The following is a 22,993-nucleotide window of genomic DNA, read 5'->3' on the forward strand; positions in this document are numbered from 1 at the left end:
GAACTTTAACTTCACGCGCAAAGCCTACTTCATGTGTTACGCATACCATAGTCATTTCATGAGCAGGCGATCACGTCACTTATAGAACTTCCTGAACCACTTCGAGATTGTGTACTGATGTTGGTTCTTCAATGAGCATAACGTTGAGTTGCATTGCCAAAGCAAGAAAGAATGGGCAACGTATAAGTAGATACTTTTTTTAAATCTAGAATGATAAGCAGCAACAAACACTAAACGAATTAAAAACTCGATTGTGCAATTGCCCAAGGGAGTTATTGCTATCAAGAAGCTTGTTTAGTCAAATGCCCAATGAAGTAAAGAAACGAGATCGTTAGAGTTAAACGAGTCGTTGCAAAAACATGATGAGTGGTTAAGCAAAACCGCTGGGAATTACAAACTCAAATTGTGATTGTACGCGCTTTACCAGGATTGGGCGATCTTTTGTGTGCCATTCCAGCATGGCGATCGCTCCGTGCAGCACTACCGCAAGCAAAAATTACTTTAATTGGTCTACCGTGGGCAAAAACCTTTGTTTCGCGTTTTAGGCAATATATTGATGAATTGTGGGAGTTTCCTGGTTATCCTGGAATTCCTGAAGTGTCACCGCAAATTACAGATTTACCAAAGTTCTTTACTCGCATACAGCAACAACACTTTGATCTGGCGTTGCAGATGCACGGAAACGGTAACATTATTAACTCGTTCACTGTTTTATTAGGTGCGCAGGCGAATGCTGGCTTTTACCTACCAGGACAATATTGCCCCGATCCAGAACGCTTTTTACCCTATCCTGCTAGTGAACCGGAAGTGTGGCGACACCTACGCCTGATGGAGTTTTTAGGAATTCCCTTGCAAGGAACTGATTTGGAGTTTCCTTTAACTGAAGAGGATTTTGTTGCACTCAATGCAATTCCTGCAGTTAAACATCTGACACGCAAAGAATATGTATGCATTCATCCTGGTGCGAGTGTAGCAGAACGACGCTGGTCAACAAAGAAGTTTGCTATCGTTGCTGATTTTCTTGTTAAACGCGGCTTGCAAGTTGTGTTGACAGGGACTACAGCCGAAATTGAAGTCACCCAAGCAGTGCGATCGCAGATGCAACATGGCGATTGTGTGATTGATTTAGCAGGACATACTAGTTTAGGTGCGATCGCCGCACTATTAAATCAAGCAAAATTATTAGTGTGTAACGATACAGGGGTATCGCATCTCGCCGCCGCACTCAAAGTAAAAAGTGTGGTGATTTTTAGTGCTTCTGATCCTCATCGTTGGGCACCTTTAGATCGCGATCGCCACCGGATTCTGAGTACTTACTCGCCAGTTTCCTGTGAAGAAGCCAGTCATCAAAGATGTTTGCGAGAAGATTGCACAATTGCGACTATCACTAAAAATGCAAATCAACGTTTGATTCCTCCAGAAGCAGTCATTGCTGAAGTAGAAAACTTGTTGTCAGAGGTAACTTATGTCTGATAACTGGCAAGTACAACGAGTTTTGGCAATTCAACTAGACTCAGTATCGATTGAGTCAGCATTACAAAAATTGCGTCAGTTACTTCCTGCTGGATCAATCACTTTAATGACGAGTGCAAGTCAACCACCAGAATTATTTTGGATTGATGATGTTCTGATTTACAAGGAGCCAGTATTTGATAATCCTGAGCAAGAATTTAAGTTAATTGAACAACTAACGCAACGTCACTTTGACGCAGCAATTATTTTTACCACTACTCAATCACCTTATTCAATAGCTTATATGTGCTATTTGGCAGGCATTCCAATCCGTGTAGGGCGATCGCCAGAATTTGGTGGTAGCGTGCTTTCACATTGGGTGAAGTCACATTCAGATACGGATTTAGAAGACCAACAATCTTTACTGCAATTTCTAATATCAAGTCCGGCTAATTAATTCTAAATTAGTTTTTTTAATCTTATACCTATGCAACCGTTACGTATTTTAACTTGGCACGTCCACGGTAACTATCTCTATTATTTGACACAAAAAAGTTGCCATCAGTTTTATCTACCAATTAAACCCGATCGACCTGAAGGATACGGCGGGCGTCTCCCTGGATTTGCTTGGTCTGATAATGTCTGTGATGTTCCTGCACAAGAAGTCAGAAATCTCCCATTTGACTGTATTTTGTTTCAGTCACAAAAGAACTATTTAGAAGACCAATACGAGATTTTATCGCCAGCGCAACGCCAACTTCCTCGACTTTATCTTGAACACGATCCACCTCAAGGACACCCAACAGATACCCGCCATATCGTAGACGATCCTGAAGTACTACTAATTCATGTAACTGCGTTCAATCAGTTGATGTGGGATAACGGACGTACTCCGACTCGTGTTATTGAACACGGCGTTATTGTACCAGACGAAGTGCAATATAGTGGCGAACTCGAACGCGGGTTAGTGATTGTTAATAATCTGGCATCGCGAGGACGTCGTTTAGGGGCAGATGTCTTTGAGTGTGTTCGTGCTGCGGTTCCTTTAGATTTAATCGGGATGAATTCTGAGGAAATGGGCGGTTTAGGTGAAATAGGACACGAAGAATTGCCTCAGTTTGCTGCGCGTTATCGTTTTTTATTTAATCCAATTCGCTATACCAGCTTAGGGCTTGCGGTGTGTGAAGCGATGAGTATTGGTTTACCCATTATTGGATTAGCAACAACAGAAATGGTCACAGTTGTAGAAAACGGATCTGGCTATGTCAACACTGATGTCACCAAGTTAATAGAAACCATGCACGAACTATTGCAACATCCGAGTAAGGCGCGATCGCTCAGTCACGGTGCAAGAATAGCAGCGCGATCGCGATTTAATATCACCCGCTTTACCCAAGATTGGAACGCAGCTTTTGAACTAGCCTTTAGCAAACTCGATTTAGCCCCTCATCCCTAGCCCCTATGAAACGTATTGCCCTTATTAGCGAACATGCCTCACCACTGGGTACGTTTGGTGGTGCAGATAGTGGCGGTCAAAATGTCTACGTCGGTCAAGTCGCGAAGCATTTAGCTGTCTTAGGGTACGAAGTTGATATCTTTACCCGCAGAGATTGTCCAAAGCTACCCGAAATTATTTCTTGGAATGGCGTACGTATTATCCACGTTCCTGCAGGTGCGTCAAAATACATTTGCAAAGAAGAACTTCTTCCTTGTATGGAAGAATTTACGGCGTATGTACTGAATTTTTGTCAGTCCACGCACTATGACTTGATTCATGCTAATTTCTGGATGTCAGCAATGGTTGCCGCTGAGGTGAAGCGATCACTTGGTATTCCGTTTGTTGTCACGTTTCACGCGCTTGGGCGTGTTCGCCGCTTTTACCAAGGCAAAGCTGACGGTTTTCCTGATGCGCGGTTTGCAATTGAAGACCGCATTGTTGCTGAGGCGGACTTTATTATTGCAGAATGTCCCCAAGATCAAGAAGACTTATTGTGTCTTTATCATGCCAATCCTGAAAAAATTGCTATTATTCCTTGCGGCTTTGACCCATCCGAATTTTACCCAATTGAGAAAACTCACGCACGGGCATTTTTAGGGCTTAATTCTACTGAACCACTGATTTTACAATTAGGAAGACTTGTACCGCGAAAAGGTGTTGATACGGCAATTTGTGGTTTTGCTAAATGGTTGCAGCAAAATCGCGTTTCAGCGCAACTTTTGATTGTAGGGGGCGAATCAGAAACACCTGATGCTAGCCTGACGCCTGAAATTGGTAGATTGAGAGCGATCGCTCGAAGACATAGCATCGAGGATCAAGTGAGATTTGTTGGTCGCAAGTGCCGCGATCTACTTAAGTATTATTACAGTGCAGCAGATGTCTTTATTACTACTCCTATTTACGAACCTTTTGGTATTACTCCCATAGAAGCAATGGCGTGTGGTACACCTGTGATCGGTTCGCGGGTTGGAGGTGTCAAGTTTACAGTTAAAGACGAGGAAACAGGGTATTTAGTACCTGCAAAAAATCCACAAGCGATCGCCGATAAGCTAACAACTCTCTACGCAAATCCACATCGCGATCTCATGAGTCAGCAAGCTATACACCGCGCTCAAGAATACTTTACTTGGCAACAAGTCACGCATGATATTGCCGCACTTTATACAAAGATTATTCAGAATCACAAGCCAGTAACAAATAGCACACTTGTTGAGATTGACAGCAGCTTCGCAGCAGCAATTGATGCATTTACGCGATCGCGTCAGCAATTAATTCCGGCGATTAGCCAAGCAGCACAGGCAATTTTTGAGTGTGTCAATGCAGGGGGTAAAGTTCTTGTTTGCGGTAATGGTGGCAGTGCAGCGGATGCGCAACATTTTGCTGCTGAATTAGTCGGGCGGTTTCGCGTTCCTCACCGTGCCGGAGTACCGATATTAGCACTGACTGCGGATACAGCGTTTTTAACGGCATGGGCGAATGATGTTGGTTTTGAGTATGTGTTTTCACGACAGGTGGAAACTTTTGCTAAACCTGGAGATTTGTTGCTGGGAATTAGTACGAGTGGGCGATCGCCAAATATGATCGCTGCTTTTAAAACTGCGCGATCGCAACAACTTCGGCGTGTTGCTTTGTTGGGTAATGATGGTGGTGAGTTACTCAATTTGGCTGATATTGCAGTTGTTGTTCCGGCGTTTGATACGCAACGCATTCAAGAAGTGCAGATTTTTGTTTTGCATCTTTTGTGTGAGTTGGTGGAACAATTTTTACTCCAGAGTACGCAGGATTTGAGATTGTGTGGTGGGAAGGAAATGAGTTTTAACGAACCTTACTAGACGCAGAGAGAAGAAAGATGCGAGCAGTGTTTCTTGATAAGGACGGTACGCTGATTGAGGATGTCCCTTACAACGTCGATCCAAAGCGGATTAAGTTGAGTGAGGGAGCAATTACTGGTTTGCAGCAACTCTCTGAGGCTGGGTATGTGCTGATTGCGATTACGAATCAATCGGGTGTTGCACGGGGGTACTTTCAGGAGTCAGCTTTACAAGCAGTTAAGGAGCGATTACAGCAGTTGCTCTCACCAGCAGGTGTTTCTTTGTCGGGATTTTACTACTGTCCTCATCATCCTGAAGGCATGGTTAAAAAGTATACAATGCAATGCAATTGTCGCAAACCTGAACCTGGCTTATTGTTGCAAGCGGCAGTGGAGCATCATCTTAATTTATCGCAATCTTGGTTTGTTGGTGACATCCTGAATGATGTTGAAGCAGGACGTCGTGCTGGCTGCAAAACAGTTTTAATTGATAACGGTAATGAAACTGAGTGGCAGTTATCTCCTTTACGAATACCACACTATACTGTTGCTGACTTAGCTGCAGCAGCCCAGGTGATTATTGAGGTGTCGGGGTTGGTGTATGGTAAATGATTTGCTAGATGCGATCGCTGGTTTGAAAGTGCTTGTGATTGGCGAGGCAATGCTTGATTGTTATCTTCATGGCGCGAGCGATCGCTTGTGCCCAGAAGCACCTGTTCCGGTTGTGAATGTTACGAATATTGATCGCGTTCCTGGGGGCGCAGCAAATACTGCGGTTAATGTTTATTGTCTTGGTGCTGATGTCACGCTGCTTTCGGTTGTTGGTGACGACTGGGAAGGGACATTGCTACAACAAGCACTTGTAGAACGTGGTGTGTCTTCAGATAATATTTATACGCAACTCGATAGGCGATCGCTTAGTAAGCAAAGAGTTGTTGCCTCTTCGCAAATTTTAGTTCGCTTCGATCAAGGTAGTACCGTACCCATTTCAGTAGAAATTGAGCAAAAGCTAATCGCTCAACTCAATCAATTATTTCCTCAATGCGATGCTGTGATTGTCTCTGACTACGGTTATGGAATTTTGACGCCAAGAGTGATTGAGGCGATCGCTAAACTTCAGCAGGTCACACCGCGAATTTTGGTTGTTGATTCAAAGCATCTAGCGACATACAAACATGTTGGCGTTACTGCGGTAAAACCTAATTACACTGAAGCAGTGAAACTACTCGATTTGGAGGCAACAGTTAACGACACTAAAGCTAATCAAATTAGCCCTCACGGACAAAGTCTTTTGAATATCACAGGTGCGGAAATTGTAGCTGTTACTTTGGATGCTGAAGGAGCGATTGTGTTTGAGAGATCTACTTCAAACGGCTTTGAATTACACCGTACCTGGACTAAAAAAGCAACAAATCATGCGACAGGTGCTGGTGACACTTTCGTTAGCGCGCTTGCCCTTGCCCTTGCAGCAAATGTTCCAACAAAAGTTGCGGCAGAATTTGCTACGGCTGCGGCTGCAGTTGTTGTACAAAAAGACGGTACAACAGCTTGTACAGCACAAGAATTAAGGGAAGCGCAGAGAACACCAACGGAAAAATACGTAGGCGATCGCATTCAACTTATAAAAATATTAGCTACACACCGTTCTGCTGGGCGTCGTATTGTCTTTACTAATGGCTGTTTTGATATTCTTCATGCCGGACACGTTTCTTATCTTAATCAAGCGCGTACCTTAGGAGACATTCTTGTTATCGGCGTCAATTCAGATGCAAGTGTCAGCCGCATTAAAGGATCGACACGTCCAATTAATTCACTCTTTGATCGCATTCAGGTACTTGCTGGGCTTGGTTGTGTTGATTATCTTGTTTCCTTTGATGAAGATACTCCACTTCATCTTTTACAATCAGTGCGCCCTAATATCTATGTCAAAGGTGGCGACTATACCAAAGCTACACTACCAGAAGCACCTTTAGTCGAACAATTGGGAGGTGAGGTACACCTTTTGCCATTTGTAGAAAATTGCTCGACAACAAGTATCATTGAGCGCTGTCAATCATTACACAAGGAAGCACAGACATGAGCGCGATCGCATCTTGGGATTGTGCTGAAAATGTCTTGTGCATCCGCCTCGATACAATTGGCGATGTATTAATGACAACACCCGCAATCCGCGCGTTAAAAGCATCACATCCTCAGCGGCAAATTACACTTCTAACATCTTCAGCAGGAGCAACAACAGCATCACTTGTACCTGAAATTGATAACGTTATGGTTTACGATGCTCCGTGGCTAAAAGCAACTGCCCCTCGCAACAACAGCCGTCTTGAGTACGAAATGGCAGAACACTTGCGGAATTTACAATTTGATGCTGCAGTAATTTTTACAGTGTATAGTCAAAATCCCTTACCATCAGCATTTCTTTGTTATTTAGCAGATATTCCACTACGACTAGCACACTGTCATGAAAATCCTTATCAGCTACTAACTAATTGGGTTAAAGACCCCGAACCAGAACAATTTGTGCGTCATGAAGTGCGTCGTCAGTTAGATTTAGTGGCAGATGTTGGGTGTCAGATAGATAACGAAAAGATGTCTTTGCGTGTCTCAGAACAAGCACTGGATCGCGTGCAAATGATGTTGGAACAACTGGGAATTGAACACCAACCTTGGGTTGTTATTCACCCTGGTGCAACTGCACCATCGCGGCGTTATCCACCAGCAGGCTTTGCTGAAGTTGCCCGTCGTTTAGTGACAATGGGGATTTCAGTTGTTTTTACTGGTACTGAACCCGAAAGGCAGTTAGTTGAAGAAATTCAAACTTGCGCTGATGTGACGACGCGATCGCTTGTTGGGTGTCTTGACTTGGAGGAAATGGCAGCATTAATTGCGATCGCTCCATTATTAATTGCTAATAATACAGGTCCAGTTCATATTGCGGCTGCGGTTGGGACTCCTGTCGTTGATTTATATGCACTCACAAATCCTCAGCACACCCCTTGGGGCGTTCCTCACCGCGTTCTGTTTCACGATGTCCCCTGCAAGTACTGTTACAAAAGTGTTTGTCCTGAAGGTCATCACCACTGTCTAGAATTAGTTACACCCAGTTCTGTAGTGATGGCTGTTTGCGAACTTTTGCAAGAAACCCAAGCTCATCCTATTTTGCTTTAATGCTACGGGGATAACCTCCGCACGGCGCGGCTTCCAGCTCTTTCTGACCTCTGCCCCCTACTATATGAGTACGATTGATATCCTTATTCCTACTTATCGTCGTCCAGCTGCCTTGGCTGTTACGCTTACAAGTTTGATTGCTCAGAGTTATCGCGATTTTCGGATTATTATTTCTGACCAAACTGAGGAAAGCGATGCTACAGCAACAGGTGAAGTGCAAGCTGTATTAAGAGTACTTCGCGTGCATGGTCATGATATCCAAATCCACAAACACTTGCCGCGTCGCGGAATTGCAGAACAACGGCAGTTTCTATTAGAGCAAGCTAACGCACCTTATTCATTATTTATTGATGATGACTTGATTCTTGAACCTGATGTTGTTGAAAGAATGCTAGTTGCAATTCAAGAGGAACAATGCGGCTTTGTTGGATGTGCGTTTATTGGCTTAAGCCATGTCGATCAAATTCATTTTGATGAACACAATATTGATTTTTGGGATTCTTCCGTCCAACCAGAAATCGTGAGGCATCATACTCCTCAATGGGAGCGCTGGCGGTTGCATAATGGTGCAAATATCTACCACATTCAACAGAAATTAGGCATTACATCAGCAAAGCCCCGTAAATATCGCGTTACTTGGGTTCCGGCTTGTGTTATGTATGATACTGCTAAGCTTCGCGAGCTTGGTGGATTCAATTTTTGGCACGAACTTCCTCCAGAACATTGTGGCGAAGATGTTTTAGTTCAGTTACGTGTCATGGCAATGTATGGAGGCTGTGGTGTTCTTCCTTCCGGTGTTTATCACCAAGAATTGCCAACAACAATTAGCGATCGCCACATTGCAGCAGATAATGTGCTGGAGTGGGGTAATATTGCGATTAGTTAAAGGCTTTCTGTGAAGGGAGCAGGGAGGCAGAGGAGTAAACTTTTATACTTAAGTTTGACTCCTCTTTATTGGCTTAATATCTAGGTGTAGTGGTAGTTCCTGTCTCGGCTGGATCTCTGTAAGCAACAGTACGTTTCTGCTGACGAAATAGACCAGCTAAGCCGATGAGTCCGAGGAGTCCTAGCCATCCCCAATTATCGTTATCTTCTGATTCTTGAACCGTTGTTGTGGTTATATCTGGAGTAGTAGTAGTTGTTGCAGCAGCAGGTAGCGATAGCGGTAGAACAGCTACACTCATAGCGATTAGGCTTGCCCCGATTGTTTTAGACAAAGAAGAACGTTTCATATTCGAGTCAACTTTTGGGTGGAGGTACTTTTGGCTGTTTGAGATAATAATTTTGGTTGGTATAGCTAAGTGAAATTAGCTATAAATTGAAGTTATCAATTTTTACAAAAGCCTAAATCAATCTTCAGTAATAATTCTAGGTTTTTCTTGGATCTAACTGTAGAAGTAAAACAATATTTATAACTGTGGTAGCGAAGATTTTGTGATGACAAGCAGTACATTTTGTAACATTCTCTTTATTGAGTTGCTAGGAGGAATCGGTGATATTTTCATTGCACTGAGTGCAATTCAGGCATTAGCGCGATCGCACTCTCAAGCTCAAATGACGGTTCTAACGTTACCTCCTGGAGGAAAACTATTAGAAAGCGATCCTCTGATTACTCACGTTGTCTATGCAGATCGCAGTAATCCGCGAAAATCTGTAGAAACACTACTAGAAAGTCAAAATTTTGACTTGATTGTATCAGATACAAAATACGATGGAATTGAGCAAGTTATTCAACAAAGTGGTGCATTGCATTGTGTCACTAACTTGTGGCGAGATCCACCCACAAATCAACTTGTCAGCGATCGCTTTATTGAGATTTTGTTAGCAGAAAAAGTTATTCACAAGCAGGCGATCGCTACCGTACGTCTCCAGCTACCTTCATTAAATCAACAACGCGCTCAAGCAGCTTTACGTCACTATCCTCGTCCACTGGTGTTTTTGATCCCTGATGCCGGAATGTCTATCAAGCGCTGGAGTTCCTTTAACTTTATCACTTTAGGCAAAGCATTAAGACAAGCTTACGGTGCAACTTTGCTGATCCCTGTTGGTGCCGATGTAGAACAAGCTACAGAAATTGCCGATGGAATTGGTAGTAACGCTCGTATTTTTCCTCATGGTGAACTTGTTGATTTAGCTATAGCGTTGTCTTGTGCTTCTTTGATTATCGCTGCTGATACGGGTCTTGCACGCATCGCGGCTGCTTTGAACATACCAACAATTACGCTTTTTGGTCCTTCTTGGCACGGACGTTATGGACAACCACAGCCACACATTGACTTACAGGGTTATCCTCAGTGTCCTGAACGAAATATGAGCAACTTTACTGAGCAATCTTGCTGGTACAGTGGCGTTTGTTCACTACAGCAACCTTGGAGGAATTGCGTCGATGACATTTCTCCGCTTGATGTTTTTGCTGCTGCTGAGTCTTTGTTGGGGGTGTGGGGTGAGTGATTCTCTAAAATTACTGAGCGAGTGGAGTAATGTGCGCAATGTTCTTGTGATGCGGCTGGATAATATTGGCGATGTGATTATGACAAGTCCAGCATTACGAGCAATTAAGGAAAATTTACCTGCGTGTCGTCTAACACTGATGGCAAGTCCAAGTGGAGCGCACGCTGCATTGTTATTACCTTGGATAGATGAAGTGTTTTCGTGGCAAGCACTATGGCAAGATTTAGGAAGTCTTGATTTTAATCCTCAACGTGAGTGGCAGTTGATTCAAACACTCCGCGATCGCCATTTTGATGCTGCAATCATTTTCACAAGTTTTAGTCAAAGTCCTCATCCTCCTGCTTTTTTGTGTTATCTAGCAGGTATTTCCTTACGTTTAGGTGAATCAAAACAATATGGAAACGGCGTGTTAACAACTGAAGCCCCAGCCGCACCAGATCAAGTTCATCAAGTAGAACGTAATTTACGCTTAATTGAAGCAGTTGGGTTTCAAGTACGCGATCGCAGTTTGTCAATTCAATTTGATCCGGACGTAGAACAAACTGCATTACAATTGCTAGCTCGACACAGTATAGTTGATCGTCCGTACATCCTGCTTAATCCTTGGACAAGTTGTCAATCTCGTAACTACGATTCTTTACGCTTCGCTATTGCTGCAAAACAACTTGCGCAACAAACAGGTATGCCAATTGTTGTGACAGGCATCCTCAAAGATCGCGATCGCGCTCAATCATTGCTAACGACACTTGAGCCTCATGCCATTGACTTGATTGGTAGCACTACCTTACCTCAGCTGGCAGCTTTGATTGCTAGTGCTCAACTAGTTTTAACCAACAATACTTCAACAATGCATATTGCTGATGCTACGCGCACTCCCAGTGTGATTATGTTTGCTGGAACAGAGTACGAATCGCAATGGCGACCTCGCCATAACTTATCACATCTGCTGCGCCATCCTACTGCTTGTAGTCCTTGTTATGCCTTTAGCTGTCCCTACCAACTAGAATGCCTTGATATTCCTCCAGAGGATGTCGTTGCCGCAGGATTAGATTTGTTAGCGTCAGTTCAACAAAGAGCTTAAGTTAAACTGCAGATGCCCTGCGAATAAAGTCGGGGCTACTCAAACAAAGTTCTGAGTTTTGAGTTTTAAGTTTTGAATTAAAAGAATTTTCTTAACTCAACACTCATAACTCAACATCGGTGGACTTTGTGTATCTAGGAGCGAATTCATTTGCCTCCTATTTAACCTTTGAACTAGATGCTGTCCTCGTCCTGCTACCAGATTGACTGCGAGTTGTCTTTTTCTTAGCAGTAGTTGATGACTTTGATGCCGATTTACCATTACTGCTTGTTGAACTACGACGAGTTGATTTTTTACTAGTCGCTTTTGTTGCTAGCAGTTCGAGTGCGATCGCTAGCGTAATATCTTCTACTGATTTACCTTCGGGTAAGCCGACATTTGTTTTACCATGCTTGACATAAGGACCGTAAGGACCATCGTAGATATTCACTGCTTCTCCATCATCGGGATGCGAACCTAGCTCTTTTAAAGGTGGCTTAGTCTTACTCCGACCGCCACCGCGTCCTTTTTTAGGTTCTGATAGCAATTCTAAAGCTCTTTCCAAAGTCACCGTAAAAACATCATCCCCAGCTTTGAGCGATCGGTAGTCTTTTCCTTCTTTTCCTTGGTCATGTGCTACATACGGACCAAAAGGACCAATAGATGCTTGGATTTTGCCACCTGTTGCGGGGTGAGTTCCCAATAACCGAGGTAAAGACAAAAGCCCAACAGCTTTATCGAGTGTCAGGTTTTCAATCGTCATTCCTTTAGGAAATGATGCTGTTTTAGGTTTAGGATTCTCTTCAGTAGCGTCTCCCAGTTGAATATAAGGACCGCGACTACCAATGAGCACGTAAATTGGTTCTCCTGTTTCAGGATGACGACCTAATTGATCGGGACCTTCAGTTTTTTGCCGCAGCAATACCTCGACTTGCGCGGGATCTAAATCTGCAGGATTGACATCTTTGGGAATGGAAGCTGTAACAACACCATCACCATTTTCCACTTCAATGTAAGGACCAAATTTTCCAATACGGACTTTTGCAGCTAAGTCTTCAAGTTCTACAGTGCGGGCTGTATTTGGATCAATTTGATTTTCGCGTTCTTTTACGAGAGTTTCTAACCCAGAATCGCCCAAATAAAATTCTTGCAAGTAAGGTAGCCAGTTCACTTCACCTGTAGCAATATCGTCTAGCGTTTGCTCCATTTTGGAAGTAAAGCTAGTATTGACCAAATCAGGAAAATGTTTTTCTAGTAATCCTGTGACGGCAAAAGCAGTAAACGTGGGAACTAGTGCATTACTAACAAGTTGAGCATAACCACGGTCAATAATGGTACCGATAATACTTGCATAAGTACTCGGACGACCAATTCCTTCACTTTCTAGAGTTTTGACCAATGAGGCTTCAGTATAACGGGCTGGCGGCTGTGTTTCGTGTTTAATGGCTTCGAGTTTCTTACAATTTGGGCGATCGCCTACTTTGAGATCTGGCAAAATCACTTCTTGATCTTCTAACGCTGCTTCAGGATCGTCAGACCCTTCGACATAGGCGCGTAAATATCCTGGAAAATCAATGCGCTTACCACTCGAACGAAATCCGGCATCTTCTACCTGTAAATGCATCACAATTTGAGTTTGCTTCGCATCTGCCATTTGGCTAGCAACAGTACGCTTCCAAATCAAGTCATACACTGCCAGTTCACGACCGCTTAACCCTGTTTCTTGTGGTGTTCTGAATGTACTTCCTGCCGGACGAATAGCTTCGTGGGCTTCTTGCGCGCCTTTACTTTTAGTTGTGTATTGTCGGGGAGAAGGGCTAAGGTATTGCTTTCCGTAGAGTTGTTCAACACACGTTCGGGCGGCGGCGATCGCTTGATCTGATAAATGCACCGAATCAGTCCGCATATAGGTAATATACCCTTGCTCGTACAAACTCTGTGCTGTCCGCATTGTATCCCGTGCTGATAGTCGCAGTTTGCGGTTAGCCTCCTGTTGCAGCGTTGAAGTTGTAAACGGTGGTGCAGGCTTGCGCGTGACTGGACGTTCTTCTAAGTCTGTAACCTGCCAAGGCTTTCCCTTGAGGCGGTCTTTTAAAGCTTTTGCTTCCGCTTCATTAAGTAAAACAACTTTCCGCCCAGCAATTAACTTTCCGGTTGCTTCATCAAAATCACTACCATTAGCGACTTTTGTTCCGCCTAGAGTTACCAAACGAGATTCAAAAGCGTTTTTTGATGCAATTCCAGCAATTTCAGCCTCTAATTCTGCCTTCAAATCCCAATAAGTCGCTTGACGAAAAGCACGACGCTGGCGTTCTTTTTCTACCAACAGCCGCACCGCTACTGACTGTACTCGTCCTGCTGATAAACCCCAAGCGATCTTCTTCCACAACAGGGGCGACAGAGTATAACCAACAAGTCGATCTAAAATTCTTCTTGTTTCTTGAGCGCGTACAAGTTGCTCATCAACATCACGGCAATTTTTCAATGCCTTACGGATTGCATCTTGCGTAATCTCGTGAAATACCATTCGCTTGATTGGCACTTTGGGCTTGAGTAGCTGCAATAAATGCCAACTAATACTTTCACCCTCGCGGTCTTCGTCTGTCGCGAGTACCAATTCATCCGCACTTTTGAGCGCTTCTTTGAGTTGAGACACAACTTTCTTTTTGTCCTTAGGGACGATGTACAACGGTTCAAAGTCAGCGTCCACATTGACACCCAGCTGCGCCCATTTTTCTCCCTTCACTGCCGCAGGAATATCGCTAGCCGACTGCGGAAGGTCGCGGATATGACCCATAGACGCTTCCACGCGATAACCATTTGGCAAGTAGTTACGAATGGTACGGGCTTTGGTAGGAGATTCGACAATGACCAGAGTTGACATGGGTTCTTGCAAATAAAAATAGCAGCTAGGCTAAACAGACAACTTTAAAGAAATTGCCTCAATTGTCAAGAGGCAGTGTTAGAGGAAAAGGGTAAGAGGGAAGCAACTCCCAATTCAGATTTAAATCTAAATTGTTCTCTTTTAATAGTGGTACCCCTAGATCTCTACGTTATAACTAACAAATCTACCTTCGACAAAAGTTTCTCAAGCTACATTTCAGCTTAGTGAGAATTTGTCAGCTCCACAAGTACCCTCACAAATGTAAAAAATATTACCTAAAAGCTAGGGAAAATTCGTAAAAGTTAAATTGTGGCTTTGCTAGAAGTGATGCTATGGAATTGAGTGTATTGTTCTAATTTTAAAACGTCATCATCAAAGAGCTATGCCATGATTAGAACCTCTTGACAAAGATGTTGGGTAGTTTTATGTAGTCTAATACATTACCTTCTAAGGATTTTTGCGATCGCATACAACAAACCACACAAATAGCAGCACAATTCCTCAGAGGTGTCTATCTTATCTAAAATAAAAACAAATCCATAAAAGGTAGTCTTTATGGCAACCCAACTAGAACAAACCAAAGCGCTACAACCAGTGGTATCTTGGGAAGCATTGCCCGACGACTTTCAATTAGAGGATGAACCTGTGGAAAATACAGGTCAACCAATTATCGCAGGCGCGTTACGTGAAAGCTTAGAAATTAGTGGTTTTATTCAACCACAAATGTTAATCGCATCGAATTTTGGTTTGTGTGCGACTATCAATGGACAATTTGTTGTCAAAGCACCAGATTGGGTATATGTTGGACGCGTTAATCAAGCGCTGGGCGATCGCAAAAGCTATACGCCAAATTTAGAAGGCGATGTTCCCCAAGTCGTGATGGAATTTTTATCGGATACCGATGGACAAGAATATTCAGTAAAGCGAACTCATCCCCCAGGAAAATGGTTTTTTTACGAACAAATTTTGCAGGTTCCTGTTTATGTAATTTTTGACCCCAGTGATGGGCTATTAGAATTTTATCAACTGGAAAATGGGCGCTATGAATTAAAGCAACCAGATGAAAATGGTCGTCATTGGATTGAGTCAATGAAGATGTTTTTAGGAACTTGGCAAGGAACGAAAGAAGCACGAACTGGCTATTGGTTACGGTGGTGGGATCAATCAGGTCATTTGTTACCGTGGGCGGTAGAATTGATTGACGGTGAACGTCAACGGGCTGAACAAGAACGTCAACGGGCTGAACAAGAACGCCAGCACAAAGAACGACTAATTGCTTTTTTGCGATCGCAGGGCATTGATCCGAACGATTTGCCGACAGAATAGATATTACAGAAGAAATGTGTGGTGCGATCGCCTTCTGTAACCGTGTCATGCATAGATGTCTTTTCATATCTTCAACTAGAGAATGTATGAGATAATTTCTCAATAAAAATTTGTGAATAAACTTAGTACCTATAATGACAATAGTTTATACAGATGCCCAGTGGGATGAAATTAGGGAAGAAGGCTTACAAACAGGAAAGATTATCGACCAAGCTGATGATGTTGAAAGCATTTCAATCTGGCAACATCCACTCCGAAAAGGTCTAGTGAGTGAAACTTTACTTTGCCTGGGACTGCAAACGGAAATCTACCAGTTTGAATATCCAGAGATTTATGGACATGAATATTTAGATAGCTGCGATCCCCCAGTGATAACTCTGGTTTTTCGGAGTGCGGGGGTATGGACAGAGCAAATCTTTGGTGTAAATGAAGATGCTTGCGAACAACCTGGAGAAAGCTATTTATTCTACTATTCAGCAGGAACGCGAGAGATTGAAAAAAAAATGGCGGGACGAGATGTTAATGTCAGAATCCGTATAGAACCACAGATGCTGAGATTATTAAGTAGGGGTCAAGAAGAATCTTTACCTTGCCTGCTTAAACCATTTTTGGCAACTGACACACCGCCTTCATTTTATCAATCATTAGGCAATATAACTCCGGCAACCCAAGTAGCATTACAGCAACTGCTTCAGTGTCCATTTCAAGGAATCATGCGACGTACTTATTTAGAAGCAAAAACACTCGAACTGATTACTTTGCAATTGGCTCAACTGTTTAACGATGGTACACATTCATATCAAAAGGCTAATTTAAAAAGCAGTGATATTGAGCGCATCTATCAAGCAAGAGATATTCTGATTCAAAATTCTAGTAATCCACCCTCATTAGTTGAATTAGCACAACGAGTGCAGTTAAATGATCGCAAACTCAAGCAGGGATTTCGCCAAATTTTCGGTACAACAGTATTTGGATATCTGCACGATTATCGTTTAGAGAAAGCTTGTCAACTCCTCATCGAAGACCGCATGAATGTATCAGAAGTGTCTTATGCGGTTGGATTTGCCAATAGAGGTTACTTTGCTGCTGCATTTCGCAAAAAGTTTGGCATAAATCCCAGCGACTATCAAGCACAGTGGCGCAAAAAGTCCGCCTAGCGATCGCATTTGACCCTGTAAAGATCACCTAAAATCACAAAATGCCCTATTGTAACTACGAGTTATTGAAATTTAGTTGCAATTATTACGGAAACTCCGTGATCATGGTGTGTGGAGTTATGGGTCAAAAATATCCAATTCTTTTTGCTATAAGTGCGATTTCAATTCTGACGATGCAACCTGCTCAAGCAGATTCAACGCGGATTCAGAATATTATTCATCATCAAAGGGCGGCACTACTAGCGCAAGATAGTGTAACAGTAGTGCCAGTAACGGGAGTGCAAGCCAATCCCACAGCGAAGGGCGTAGAGGTGATTTTACAAACTCCTCAAGGAGAACAGTTACAAGTCACAAATCGCAATATTGATAATAACTTTATTGCTGATATTCCCAATGCTCAATTGCGTCTGCCTAGCGGTGAGGCTTTTACATTTCGCTCAGAAAAACCAGTTACGGGAATTACTGAGATAACGGTTAATAACTTTGATGCTAATACTATCCGCGTGACAGTGACGGGTGCAGCAGGAATACCAGTTGTAGAATTGTTTGACAGCGACGAGGGTTTAATTTTTGGCTTCACACCAGTTGTCTCCTCCGCCCAAACTCCACCAAGCGATCAGCCATCAGATCAAAGCGATGAACTAATTGAATTAATCGTCACAGGACAGCAAGATGGTTATCGCGTACCTGAAGCGTCAACTGCAACGAGAACCGATACGCCTTTACGAGATATCCCTGGTTCAATTCAAGTGATTCCTCGACAGCTATTAGAAGACCAAAATACGATACGAATACAGGATGCACTACAAAACGTCAGCGGCGTAAACAGGCAAGGAAATTACGGAGGGACAGATGCGGGTGGGTATACCATTCGTGGTTTTGCACAGGAGGGAAACTTTCGCAATGGACTTGCTGATAATGATTTCTACTCCTCGGTAGATACCGCCAATATTGAACGCATTGAGGTTCTTAAAGGACCTGCTTCTGTTTTATTTGGTCAGGTTGAACCAGGAGGGATTATTAATGTTGTTACGAAACAACCCCTCAGCACTCCTTATTATTCGGTTGACTTTAGTGTCGGCAATTACGCATTTTATCGTCCCAGTATTGATTTATCAGGACCCCTCACCGATGATGGTTCGCTGCTATACCGACTCAACTTTGCTTATCAAAATGCTGGGAGTTTTCGCGATTTTAACTTTACAGAACGGGTGTTTGTTGCGCCTGTCGTTACTTGGAATATTAGCGATCGCACTTCATTAACTTTTGACTTAGAATACCAGAACAATAATTATCTGTTTGATCGCGGACTTCCTGCTATCGGAGATAGACCCGCGCCCGTCCCTATTAGTCGCTTGGTTGGTCTTCCTGAAAGTATTTATGATGATAGTACTTTTCGGGCTGGCTACAGGTTCCAGCATCAATTTAGCAACGATTGGGAGTTACGCAATGCCTTTTCTTTTGTGTCTGGCAGGTCGGCAGGCACGTATGCTATTGGTGGTAGTGAGCTTATTGATGAGCAATTCAGCCCAATAAGTGTGGGTCGCGATGACTTCTTGCGAGAAATCTATACACTGCAAACAGAATTAGTCGGACGGTTCAATACGGGATCAGTTCTCCACCAACCTTTATTGGGGGTGGAGTTAAGACGTAATGTGTGGAGTTATACCTCCTTCGATGTGGCAGATCCCCTACTACTCGACATTTTTAATCCTAATTATGATGTTGCGTTTCCTGAGATACCTGATGAAGAAACTTTCTCGTATACAACTCGTCGAGATACGTTAGGAATTTACCTCCAAGATCAAATTACTTTTGCTGATAATTTAAAGCTGTTGATTGGCGGGCGGTTTGATGCTTTTCACCGCAGAGATGACTTCGGAACACCAGAAGAAGAATCGCTGACTAGCTTTAGTCCCCGTGTTGGTATTGTCTATCAGCCCATTGAGCCGATTTCGCTCTACGCCAGCTACACGCGATCGTTTCAACCCGATCGATTTCTCGGTCGTTCTATAACAAATACCCCCTTTGAACCAACTATCGGTAGGCAGTATGAAATTGGTATCAAGGCAGATATTAGCGAACAACTTTCAGCAACACTAGCAGCCTTTGAGATTACAAAAACCAATGTTCTGACAGCCGATCCCATTGATCCAGATTTTTCTATTCAAGTGGGCGAACAAAGAAGCCGAGGTATCGAATTAGACATTAGTGGAGAAATTCTTCCAGGTTGGAATATCATCACATCTTACGCCTACATCGACGCGATTACCTCAGAAGACAACACCATTCCCGTTGGCAATCGGCTGATTAACGTTCCCGAACACGCGGCTAGTCTCTGGACAACTTACGAAATTCAAAGCGGCGATCTGCAAGGTTTGGGTTTTGGTTTAGGACTCTACTACGTAGGAGATAGAAACGCCGATCTTGAAAACACAGCCATTTTGCCCAGCTATTTTAGAACCGATTCAGCAATCTATTACAAACGGGATAACTGGAAATTAGCATTTAATTTTCAGAATATTTTCAATGAAACCTACTACGAGACTTCTCAAACCAGAAATATTATCTATCCTGGCGCACCTTTCACTGTCATTGGCTCATTTTCGATCGAGTTCTAACTCTGTTTTTGTTTAGCTCAAAATGTTCCTAGATTACCGCAACCTGAATCGATATGTTAGTCTTGTCTTTCTTACCGTCATTTTGATCGCAGCTTGCCAAGGTGATATTACTAACAGTCCTAGTTTAGATGAGCGATCGCTATCCACAGATTGTCGAATTATTAACCATGCTGGAGGTAAAACCACGATTTGTGGCAAACCCCAAAAAGTAGCGGCTTTGGAACCAAAAGTACTGAGTATGATGCTAGCGCTCGATGTGCAACCTGCTGCTTACGCTGATGCTTATTTGGTACAATCGCCCCAATTTGATGACCCTAGCAAACAGATTCCTTACCTGGGCAATTTTATCACGAGTCAGCCGGTGAATTTAGGCGAGCGATCGCAGCCCTCTTTGGAAACTTTGACTCTAGTCAAACCAGATTTAATTTTGGGCTTAAGCTCTCAACAGAACAAGCTATTGTCTTCAATTGCTCCTACAGTGCTAATAAACATTGATACCGAGGGAAACTGGCAAGATAATATTCAAATTGTCGCCAAAGCACTTAATCAAGAAGATAATGTACAACAGGTCATTAATTCGTATCAGCAACAGCTTGCTGAAGTTCGCACCCAATTAGCCCCTCTGGTAAACACCCATCCGCGAGTGTTGAATGTCATTTGCAGTCAGTCGATGGACTATATTGAGATTGCATACGATGGGGACGCAGTTCGTCTTTTGGAAGCCGTTGGATTTCAACCTGTATTACTTAACAATGTAGAGCAAAAACCAGGAGTCCGGCCCATAGTCACCATTGAAACATTATCTCAACTCGATGCAGATATTATTATTGTTCATACTTGGCTTGAGCAATGGCAAGGCAATTCTACTTATAACGTCCCGCTAGAAGAACTCAAACAAAAATGGGTTAAAAATCCCCTGCTGCATAATTCACGAGCATGGAAAGAAGGTCGAGTTTACTTCGTTGACTATCAAATGTGGGGCAGTGTTATTGGCGGACCAATTGCTGATTCTCTCATATTAACGCAGCTTCCCACACTTCTACTTTCACCTTCTCAAGGTAAATGAAACAGGTAGAGGTGCAACATTTTTCTCTGCGATCTCTGTGTATCTGTGGTTCGTAAATCTTACAACAAAGACTTGACTGCCAAACTAAATCCAGGAACAACATCCTCCCCACTCAAAACTGCTGTTGCTGGATACTGTGTAATCGATTGATCTGCCCTATATACCCAAGCCTGTTGATTTTGACGGTCAAACAACCATGCCAACCGCACGCCATTTTCAATATACTCGCGCATTTTTGCTTGTAGTGTTTCCAAACTATCAGTTTTTGAGCGAATTTCTATCACAAAATCAGGAGCTAAATTTAAAAAAAAATCTTCCTGCTCGTCCCAATTTTCTGGTAATCTGCCTTTAGCTACAAAAGCTGCATCAGGAGACCTTACCGCAGTATTTGCCAAACGAAAACCACAACTAGGGCTAAATACTTCACCAAGATCGTTACTTTCCACCCAAGCCAAAAGATAAGCTACAGCTTTGGCTTCCCGATTGCCAGAAATTCCCCCAGTTGGTGGCATGATTACTAATGTTCCGTCAGCATTCCGCTCAAATTGTAAATCTGGATTTTTAGAACTGATTTGCATTAACTCTTCATCAGTTACAGTAGCCCAAGATGAAATCATCACTTTTTACCTTGAATTCAAAATGTAGTGATAATTTGGCGTTTAACTATAAGTTGATTGTAACCATAGCTATATGGAATAGTTCTTCTATATCAGTAACTTATTATACCCGTAATAGCTACTAGCAATCTCTCATCAGCGCTGATAATGAGTTGTGTCGCAGTCATTACCGAAAAGATGAAACACACATAAAAGGAACCATATGATAGACAATAAAATTAACACAGCGATTGTCTCATAGCCAAAACCTATATCACTCATGGATTTTGCTAATCTTGTAGACCAGTTAAATGCTGGAACAATTTTGCCAGAAGGAATAGTGCTAACTACCCTGATGGTAATTGTCGTGGGCGATTTGATTGTCGGACGTAGTGCTTCGCGCTGGATTCCTTATACAGCGATCGCAGGTTTACTCGCCGCCGTCGTCGCGTTATATCTTCAATGGAATAACCCGAATCCGATTTCATTTCTTGGTGCTTTTAATAGTGATGACCTCAGTATCGTATTTCGCGGCATCATCGCGCTATCAACTGCGGTAACGATCTTGATGTCGATTCGCTATATTGAGCAATCTGGTACAGCTTTAGCAGAATTCATTGGAATTATGCTGACAGCGACGCTGGGAGGAATGTTCTTGTCTGGGGCTTCCGAGTTGGTGACAATTTTTATCTCACTAGAAACCCTAAGTATCTCTTCATACTTGATGACAGGATACACCAAACGCGATCCCCGCTCGAACGAAGCTGCACTGAAATACTTGCTAATTGGTGCTTCGAGTACAGGTGTTTTCCTTTACGGTGTTTCTCTGCTGTATGGTTTATCCGGAGGTGAAACTCAACTCAGTGCGATCGCTTCAGCAATTGCGGATGCTAACTTGAGTCAATCACTTGGTTTGGTGATTTCTCTAGTATTTGTGATTGCAGGTGTTGCTTTTAAAATTTCTGCTGCACCTTTCCATCAGTGGACACCCGACGTTTACGAAGGTTCACCAACGCCAGTTGTTGCGTTTTTATCCGTTGGTTCCAAAGCTGCAGGGTTTGCTTTAGCAATTCGCCTCATGAATAGCGCCTTCCCATTACTTATTGATGAATGGCAATTTGTCTTTACCGCGCTTGCTGTCCTCAGTATGGTGCTAGGTAACGTCGTCGCCCTTGCCCAAACCAGCATGAAACGGATGCTAGCTTATTCCTCAATTGGACAAGCTGGATTTGTGATGATTGGTTTAATTGCCGGAACCGAAGCAGGATATGCCAGTATGATTTTCTATCTATTGGTCTACCTATTCATGAACTTGGGAGCGTTTACCTGTTTGATTCTATTTACGCTGCGGACAGGAACTGACCAAATTAGTGAGTACTCTGGTTTGTATCAAAAAGATCCTTTGCTAACACTATGCTTGAGTATCTGCTTGCTATCTTTAGGCGGGATACCGCCTCTGGCAGGATTCTTCGGTAAGATTTACTTATTCTGGGCAGGTTGGCAAGCTGGACAGTATGGATTAGTTTTACTTGGTTTAGTTACCACGGTAGTTTCAATTTACTACTACATCCGCGTCGTGCGCATGATGGTTGTTAAAGAACCGCAAGAAATGTCTGACGCGGTGAAGAACTATCCGGAAGTACAATGGAATTTACCTGGAATGCGACCGTTACAAGTGGGCTTGGTACTGACTTTGGTAGCTACCTCTTTGGCAGGAATTTTGTCGAATCCACTATTCACCTTGGCTAACAGTTCGATTGCGCGGACAACGACCCTACAACCAATTGTCATCAGTTCTCACTTTAGTGCTACTGTGCCAGCAGAAAATTCTGCACTTCAAACTCAGCAATAGTCAGCAATTAACTAAAAGCTGCTTTCCTTTAGTAGCCTGACATATCAGTCAG

General features: G+C 43.1%; 18 protein-coding genes and 1 pseudogene. 15 read left to right on the plus strand and 4 right to left on the minus strand.

Features of this window, described 5'->3' with window-relative positions:
- Nucleotides 1–7 precede the first annotated feature (7 nt).
- Nucleotides 8–163, minus strand: a pseudogene (locus IQ230_RS26315) (amino acid ABC transporter ATP-binding protein); the annotation flags it as partial.
- Nucleotides 164–366: 203 nt separating this feature from the next.
- Between IQ230_RS26315 and IQ230_RS00760 the strand changes: the two are divergent.
- The 8 genes from IQ230_RS00760 (at nucleotide 367) to IQ230_RS00795 (ending at nucleotide 8,814) form a co-directional block, all read left to right on the plus strand.
- Nucleotides 367–1,473, plus strand: a complete 1,107-nt coding sequence (locus IQ230_RS00760; RefSeq protein WP_193929877.1) for a glycosyltransferase family 9 protein — start codon at nucleotides 367–369, stop codon at nucleotides 1,471–1,473.
- Entirely contained in the window at nucleotides 1,466–1,909 is a 444-nt protein-coding gene (locus IQ230_RS00765; RefSeq protein ID WP_193929879.1) for a glycosyltransferase family 9 protein, read from the plus strand. The genes IQ230_RS00760 and IQ230_RS00765 overlap by 8 nt, the downstream gene beginning before the upstream one ends.
- 30 nt (nucleotides 1,910–1,939) lie before the next feature.
- The gene (locus IQ230_RS00770) at nucleotides 1,940–2,908 is read left to right on the plus strand and encodes a glycosyltransferase (protein WP_193929881.1); all 969 of its coding nucleotides are present in this window, start codon (nucleotides 1,940–1,942) and stop codon (nucleotides 2,906–2,908) included.
- Nucleotides 2,909–2,913: 5 nt separating this feature from the next.
- On the plus strand, nucleotides 2,914–4,782 hold the full coding sequence (locus IQ230_RS00775) for a glycosyltransferase (RefSeq protein ID WP_193929884.1): 1,869 nt from the start codon (nucleotides 2,914–2,916) through the stop codon (nucleotides 4,780–4,782).
- 17 nt (nucleotides 4,783–4,799) lie between these two features.
- Entirely contained in the window at nucleotides 4,800–5,372 is a 573-nt protein-coding gene (locus IQ230_RS00780; RefSeq protein WP_193929886.1) for a D-glycero-alpha-D-manno-heptose-1,7-bisphosphate 7-phosphatase, read from the plus strand.
- A complete protein-coding gene (gene rfaE2, locus IQ230_RS00785; protein WP_193929888.1) occupies nucleotides 5,362–6,840 on the plus strand; it encodes a D-glycero-beta-D-manno-heptose 1-phosphate adenylyltransferase in 1,479 nt (492 codons plus the stop codon). The genes IQ230_RS00780 and rfaE2 overlap by 11 nt, the downstream gene beginning before the upstream one ends.
- The gene (gene waaF, locus IQ230_RS00790) at nucleotides 6,837–7,928 is read left to right on the plus strand and encodes a lipopolysaccharide heptosyltransferase II (RefSeq protein ID WP_228054461.1); all 1,092 of its coding nucleotides are present in this window, start codon (nucleotides 6,837–6,839) and stop codon (nucleotides 7,926–7,928) included. The genes rfaE2 and waaF overlap by 4 nt, the downstream gene beginning before the upstream one ends.
- A gap of 64 nt (nucleotides 7,929–7,992) precedes the next feature.
- The gene (locus IQ230_RS00795) at nucleotides 7,993–8,814 is read left to right on the plus strand and encodes a glycosyltransferase family 2 protein (RefSeq protein WP_193929890.1); all 822 of its coding nucleotides are present in this window, start codon (nucleotides 7,993–7,995) and stop codon (nucleotides 8,812–8,814) included.
- 73 nt (nucleotides 8,815–8,887) lie between these two features.
- On the opposite strand, the gene IQ230_RS00800 is transcribed toward IQ230_RS00795, so the two are convergent.
- Nucleotides 8,888–9,160 carry a WGxxGxxG family protein gene (locus IQ230_RS00800; RefSeq protein WP_193929892.1) on the minus strand — a complete coding sequence of 91 codons (273 nt, stop codon included), beginning with the start codon at nucleotides 9,158–9,160 and terminating at the stop codon, nucleotides 8,888–8,890.
- 205 nt (nucleotides 9,161–9,365) lie between these two features.
- Between IQ230_RS00800 and IQ230_RS00805 the strand changes: the two genes are divergently transcribed.
- Together IQ230_RS00805 and IQ230_RS00810 are read left to right on the plus strand one after the other, a co-directional pair.
- Complete coding sequence (locus IQ230_RS00805) at nucleotides 9,366–10,379, plus strand: glycosyltransferase family 9 protein (RefSeq protein ID WP_193929894.1); 1,014 nt, start codon at nucleotides 9,366–9,368, stop codon at nucleotides 10,377–10,379.
- Nucleotides 10,315–11,460, plus strand: a complete 1,146-nt coding sequence (locus IQ230_RS00810) for a glycosyltransferase family 9 protein (RefSeq protein WP_228054462.1) — start codon at nucleotides 10,315–10,317, stop codon at nucleotides 11,458–11,460. Before IQ230_RS00805 ends, IQ230_RS00810 begins: the two co-directional genes overlap by 65 nt.
- Nucleotides 11,461–11,617: 157 nt before the next feature.
- Here IQ230_RS00810 and topA read toward each other — a convergent pair whose 3' ends face one another.
- Nucleotides 11,618–14,323 (minus strand): type I DNA topoisomerase, encoded by a 2,706-nt coding sequence (gene topA / locus IQ230_RS00815; protein WP_193929896.1) that lies wholly within the window; start codon nucleotides 14,321–14,323, stop codon nucleotides 11,618–11,620.
- Nucleotides 14,324–14,878: 555 nt separating this feature from the next.
- Here topA and IQ230_RS00820 point away from each other — a divergent pair.
- The 4 genes from IQ230_RS00820 to IQ230_RS00835 all read left to right on the plus strand — a co-directional run bounded on the left by IQ230_RS00820 (nucleotide 14,879) and on the right by IQ230_RS00835 (nucleotide 20,493).
- Nucleotides 14,879–15,649, plus strand: a complete 771-nt coding sequence (locus tag IQ230_RS00820) for a Uma2 family endonuclease (protein ID WP_193929898.1) — start codon at nucleotides 14,879–14,881, stop codon at nucleotides 15,647–15,649.
- A gap of 134 nt (nucleotides 15,650–15,783) precedes the next feature.
- Nucleotides 15,784–16,806, plus strand: coding sequence for a helix-turn-helix domain-containing protein (locus tag IQ230_RS00825; protein ID WP_193929900.1), 1,023 nt, complete (start codon nucleotides 15,784–15,786; stop codon nucleotides 16,804–16,806).
- A 119-nt stretch (nucleotides 16,807–16,925) separates the two neighbouring features.
- Nucleotides 16,926–19,427 carry a TonB-dependent siderophore receptor gene (locus IQ230_RS00830; protein ID WP_228054463.1) on the plus strand — a complete coding sequence of 834 codons (2,502 nt, stop codon included), beginning with the start codon at nucleotides 16,926–16,928 and terminating at the stop codon, nucleotides 19,425–19,427.
- Nucleotides 19,428–19,449: 22 nt separating this feature from the next.
- A complete protein-coding gene (locus IQ230_RS00835; protein WP_193929904.1) occupies nucleotides 19,450–20,493 on the plus strand; it encodes an iron-siderophore ABC transporter substrate-binding protein in 1,044 nt (347 codons plus the stop codon).
- A gap of 59 nt (nucleotides 20,494–20,552) precedes the next feature.
- Here the strand turns inward: IQ230_RS00835 and IQ230_RS00840 are convergent, their stop codons facing one another.
- Nucleotides 20,553–21,110 carry a Uma2 family endonuclease gene (locus IQ230_RS00840; RefSeq protein ID WP_193929905.1) on the minus strand — a complete coding sequence of 186 codons (558 nt, stop codon included), beginning with the start codon at nucleotides 21,108–21,110 and terminating at the stop codon, nucleotides 20,553–20,555.
- A gap of 259 nt (nucleotides 21,111–21,369) precedes the next feature.
- Here IQ230_RS00840 and IQ230_RS00845 point away from each other — a divergent pair, with 259 nt between their 5' ends.
- Complete coding sequence (locus IQ230_RS00845) at nucleotides 21,370–22,941, plus strand: NAD(P)H-quinone oxidoreductase subunit N (RefSeq protein ID WP_193929907.1); 1,572 nt, start codon at nucleotides 21,370–21,372, stop codon at nucleotides 22,939–22,941.
- Nucleotides 22,942–22,993 lie beyond the last annotated feature (52 nt).

The organism is Gloeocapsopsis crepidinum LEGE 06123, from assembly GCF_015207655.1.
GTDB lineage: Bacteria > Cyanobacteriota > Cyanobacteriia > Cyanobacteriales > Chroococcidiopsidaceae > Gloeocapsopsis > Gloeocapsopsis crepidinum.